This window comes from Shewanella sp. ZOR0012, assembly GCF_000798835.1.
GTDB lineage: Bacteria > Pseudomonadota > Gammaproteobacteria > Enterobacterales > Shewanellaceae > Shewanella > Shewanella xiamenensis.
This window is the reverse complement of sequence record NZ_JTLE01000016.1, coordinates 1-3,999: the sequence shown is the minus strand read 5'-3', so window position 1 is coordinate 3,999 and position 3,999 is coordinate 1. Positions and strand designations below refer to the sequence as shown.

2 protein-coding genes and 1 pseudogene are annotated in these 3,999 nt (G+C 36.0%); 1 reads left to right on the top strand and 2 read right to left on the bottom strand.

The genetic code is table 11. From position 1 onward, the window contains the following. A pseudogene (locus tag L976_RS22575) lies at positions 1-353 on the top strand (IS5/IS1182 family transposase); the annotation flags it as partial. A 198-nt stretch (positions 354-551) separates the two neighbouring features. Here L976_RS22575 and L976_RS00370 read toward each other — a convergent pair. Together L976_RS00370 and L976_RS23440 are read right to left on the bottom strand one after the other, a co-directional pair. Next, positions 552-2,708: a methyl-accepting chemotaxis protein gene (locus L976_RS00370; RefSeq protein ID WP_047532945.1), complete on the bottom strand. Its 2,157-nt coding sequence runs from the start codon at positions 2,706-2,708 to the stop codon at positions 552-554. 311 nt (positions 2,709-3,019) lie between these two features. Beyond that, the coding region (locus tag L976_RS23440) for a hypothetical protein (RefSeq protein ID WP_047532943.1) at positions 3,020-3,999 on the bottom strand (980 nt) is incomplete at its 5' end.

Genomic DNA, 3,999 nt, shown 5'->3' with positions numbered 1-3,999 from the left:
AATCCGCAATATCTCAGGTAATGGTGCTTACGACACGAGAGCCTGTCATGATGCCGTTCGTAGAAAACGCGCTTTAGTGCTCATCCCGCCTCTGGAAAGTGCAGAGCTCTGGGAACCAGGACATCCACGTAATTTAGCGGTCAGTTGGCAATTCAAATTAACAGTGGAAGATGCACTATGGGTATCATTGTCGGTCAATCTCAGAAACTGCCATGTATAGGGTAAAGCAACTACTAAGTGGCAGATTAAGCCTACGAAATTATAACTGTCAGGTAGGAGAAACTTACGGGATGATAAGGGCGTTGAACAAGCTCACAGGGCTAGGTATGCCTGAAACTCACTATATAGTTTGATATTTAAACAATTATGGGGGCTTTGTTCGCTGAGTCGAATTAGGAAACAAAGCCACTTCAAACTTGAGAGTTGGCGTGCTTGGAGTTGAATAAGTACTACAAAATTATGATAAAGGAAAACTCAAAATAGTTTATATCCGATATATGGTACGTCCCACTATTGCAAGTAAAAACGTAAATAACGAGCTGATTTTATATTTATAGCTTAAATTTGCTAACTAAACTTATTAGATCCTGAGATTCATTAGTTAATTCATTTGCTGCATCAGCACAACGCTCAGAATTACTACTATTATGTACGGTTACTTGGTCAATTTGCTTAATCCCTTGATTAATCTCGGCAGCACCTGTCGATTGCAGTGTTGATGCCTCAGCAATATCCATAATTAATAAAGAGACGGTACTAATATTATCTACAATATCTTTTAGCGCACTTGAGGTTTGAGTACTCAATTCAATACCTCGTTTCGTTTTTAGTGCAGAGTTATTAATAATTTTTACTGTATCTTGAACTGCTGCAGCACTTCGCGCAGCTAGCTTACGAACTTCATCAGCAACCACGGCAAAGCCCCGACCGGCATCTCCCGCACGGGCAGCTTCAATTGCTGCATTAAGCGCTAACAAATTAGTTTGCTCTGCAATATCTTCTATTGCACCGATAATCTTGGTAATTTCATTTCCAGAAGTTTCAATGTCACTCATCGCTAAACTCAGCTCTTCCATTAACTGATTGCCTGTTTTGGCAAGATCGTTACTCTGTTTCGATAGCGAGTTAGCCTGTTGAGCATTTTTTGCACTTTGATTAATTTGCTCTGTGATGTGAGTAATCGTGGCACTTATTTCTGTAACTGATGCCGCTGATTGAGTTGCTCCACTTGCTAGATCATGACTCAATTCGGAAACTGATAATGCATTGTTACCAATCACATTAGAACGTTGCTTGATTTGTAGAATTAAATTATTAAGATCTTCTACCATTTTTCTTAGAGAGTTACCTAATTGGTCATCTTGTGATGCTAGATTGACTTTTACGGTTAAATCTCCCTGCGAAATCATCTCAGCGACTGTTACTTGCTCATAAAGGGATGCAGCCATATCATCCAAAGCTTGAGATAACTGTCCAATCTCATCTGATGAATGGTGGTTTAGCCTATGATCGAAGCGACCCTGCGCAATGATTTTAGCCATATTCACTGATGCTAGAATGGGTTTGGTTATATTATGTGAAAAGTAAATGATTCCTAAAGTTGCGACAATAGTAATAAGTAAACCAATCAAAATCTGGTCAATAAAGTTTTCTTGGTTTTTGTCCGCTAGTTGTTTACTAAGTAGAGTTGCATTTTCTAGGACTATGTCTTTATTAACTTCAATTGTTATTCCCCACTGGATATTTGAATTGCCAAAAGTGATAGGAATTAACACCTTATAAAGATTATTTTGTGTGTCATCTGAGACGAAGTTCTCGCCTTTTTTTATTAGAGAAATTACTAAAGATGCATCATCGTTATATACGTTCTTGATAGTTTGTCCTATAAACTCCGGTTTTTTACTGTCTGCGATCAGCAAACCATCGGCAGTTGAAATTGTCACACGGCTGTTGCCTTGATAAATTTTGTTTGACAGATGTTTAGCTAACGCCTGAACAAAATCAAGGTTGAAATCTGCACCTGCAACCCCTAAAAATTCTCCATTAACGATTATTGGTGCTGACATGGTTGCTAACCAAACTGATTTTCCCTGAACAATATAAGGTAAAGGTGCTGTAACGGTTTCTCTTGATGTTGCTTTCGGCACTTGATACCAAGCACCTTTGACAATACCATTTGGGTGAGTATCTATCGAATCATATTCGACCAGAGGTTGAGTGCTTACATTGCCGTTTGCATCTCGGGTTACATAAGGTACATATCTGCCCATACCGCTGCTGTCACCTCGTGACAAACTAATACTATCATTTCCATCAAACCTGTTAGGTTCCCATGCACTATAAGTCCCGTTTAAGTCATGGTCTTTTTTTAGAAATGATAAAAGAACATCAGTATAATCATCACGATTAAGCCGGTTAGAATTCGATTCTGTATCTTGCTTTTTGATACTAGAGACAAATGTTGCAATGGCTTTTGCTGTTTCTAAGCTAGCATCAATTTTTTCATTGATGGTTCTTGCTGCATCAGATGCAGTTAACTCTAGTTTTTTTAGAGCTTCTTCTTTAATCAGGTTCGATGACTCTGATGATACGAAATTACGCGATTCATTGGCCGAATAAACACTATAACCGACGAGTAAAACAGAAGCCGATACAAGACAAATACCAGTCGCTAAAGCTATTTTAGCCTTTATAGAATTTATTATCATAGAGTAACCTTAAGTATATGTTATAATCTTAATTTTATTCATGTTAGTTTACGGTTAAACTTATGTTAATAGTGGGCAACACTCTATGTATAGTCAATAAAGATATAATGTGCCGAAAAATTTTGATGGACATGTGATATTGCTCACAATATAAACCAATTCCAAATTATTAAGTTTTCTAATTAATCAATTAGAAACTCTATTTAATAATCTAAGATATACTGCATCAATAATGGTTTTAAGTTCGAGTTTGCTAGTTTTTTGATCGTTTAATTATAAAATCATAGTTAATGCCTAGATGTGCTAATAAATTAATTTAAAAATAAAGCATATATAATAACAGGTATAATGGAAGTTATATTGACTGTTAAAAATGCAAAAGGAAGTATCTTAAGGTATTGCATTGCTTGCATGCCAAATAAAGATAAAATATTCAGAGCTATAACAATTAATGCACTCACACTTGCTATATTTATCAGTAAAGAGAGTACCAGTGTTTGTTGTACTAATGATAAGTCGTCATATATCCCCGCATTAGTAATATCAATTAGTGCAGCCTCCCGATTTGCTAAGGTTTTTGCAATCCATGCATGTGTGATAGCATCAGCAGCCATAGGTGTAAGCCCTAAATCCTTAAAGAGTAGTGTTGGGTAGTGTGTCAGATAGCTCCAGTCGATATTAAACTTATATGCTGAACCTTTTATCGTTTCAAAAAACATAATGGTAATTGCTTTATTGGCAGTAAGTTTACTTGCTCCCACTAGGTACTGGATTAGATATGAAGATAATTTTTGGGGTTCGGATTTATCGTGAGTACTTTTATCTAAATTTTTTATCGATAAACTAGAACTTCTGATACTGATGGGGATGGAAATGACGATTATCAAAGAGGGCAATGCAATACTAGCTATTAGAATTTGATATATAGGTATACCTAATGAAGATAGTGAAATACAGCTAATGCCTCCAGCAGAGCTAAGCCCGAGTAATAAAACTATGAATCGATCACATTGTGTAAGCTTTAGCTTTTCAGCTTTCAAAAAAAGTAATAAGTTTGAACAACCTAATAAGAAGGTTAAACCAAAAATTTTTTGATTTAGCGGCATTGTTAACTTGCTTAATGAGTAATGTAGCTTTTGGTTAATAAGGAAGTGGCAAATGCCAAGCAGTGCACAGATCAATATTGCACCAGGAGCTATATCACTGAGAAACTGTTGCGTAATCTTAAAGTGTTCTGGAAACTTAATAATAAATTTATTTTTAATGAAAAAGATTGTGACGATAATGAATA